Origin of the sequence: Streptomyces sp. GC420, from assembly GCF_009916105.1 — a bacterium.
In the GTDB taxonomy this organism is placed as follows: domain Bacteria; phylum Actinomycetota; class Actinomycetes; order Streptomycetales; family Streptomycetaceae; genus Streptomyces.
Map to the genome: position 1 here is coordinate 1 of NZ_JAAAXQ010000763.1, position 1204 is coordinate 1204.

General features: G+C 76.0%; 1 protein-coding gene. It reads right to left on the reverse strand.

Translation table 11 applies throughout. The features are described from left to right. The coding region (locus tag GUY61_RS38460; RefSeq protein WP_398958461.1) for a protein kinase domain-containing protein at window positions 1-1159 on the reverse strand (1159 nt) is incomplete at its 3' end. Window positions 1160-1204 lie beyond the last annotated feature (45 nt).

Below are 1204 nucleotides of genomic sequence, written 5' to 3' on the forward strand. Positions count from 1 at the left end.
CCTCGGCCCTGGCCGGGGCGGTCGTACGGGCGGGCCCCGGGCGGGCGACGCCCTCGCCTTCCTCGTCGTACGGCCAGATCATGGAGCCCGCCAGCCCCGCCGCGCCCGCCACGGCGGCGACCAGGCCGACGACCGCGGCGATCACGGCGGCGGTGAGCGGCACTCTGCGCCCTCGCCGCCGTGGCGCTCCCGCCGGTACTTCCGGTGCCTCCGGTATCCCTTCCGCCCCTGGTTCCGCGGTCACCGGGGCCCCACCCGCCGTGCTCGCCGTGCCTGCCGTGCTCGCAGTGCCTGCCGTGCCTGCCGTGCCTGCCGTCGCCGCCGCCCGGATGCGGTCCAGCAGGCGCTGCCCGGTGTGCTCCGCGCGTGCCGCGTGCGTCGGAGCGAGGCAGTCGGCGGCCAGCTCCCGCCAGAACGGTGGTACGGAGCAGGCCATCCGCAGCGGCGACCGGCCCTCGGCATACTCCTGCACGGCCGCCCCGCGCGCCGTCGGTGTGGCCCCGGGGAACGGCGAAACCCCGTCGGCGAACACCTGGTGGATCACGATGCCGAAGGCCCAGATGTCGGAGCTCGGCCGCACCTGCACCCCACGTTCGCCGAGCGGGGCCCTCCAGCGTTCCGGCGGCAGGTAGTCGGGCGTGCCGAGCGGCGGGATCCAGCCGTGCGTGCCCTGCGTGCCGCCCAGCTCGGCGGCTAGACCGAAGTCCGAGAGCTTCACGGCCCCGTCCGCCATGATCAGGACGTTGCCGGGCTTGAGGTCGCCGTGCACCCAGCCGAGGCCGTGCAGGTGGGCCAGCCCCTCGCAGATCCCGGTGAGCAGCCGCGCCCTCTCACCGGCGGGCACCCCACCGACCGGCCCCGCAGCCGCCGACGCCTCACCGGCGGGTTCTTCACCGGCCGCCCTTCCGCCGACCGTCGCCGAGCCGTCGAGCACGGCCCCGTCGAGCAGGTCCTGAAGGCTCCGCTCGGCCCGCTCCATGACCAGCACCAGGGCCCCGTCGAGGCCGGGCCGCTCCGGATCGCTGATCACCAGCGTGTCCAGCAGCCCGATCAGCCTCGGGTGCCGTACCAGCCGCCCGAACTCGATCTCCCGCCGCGCGCTGTCCACGAGGCCCCGGGCCTGCCGCGGCGCGAGCCCGTCCGTGGGCAGGAACTTCAGGGCGACGCGCGCCGCGCCGTCCGCCTCCGCCTCTGTCTCTTATAC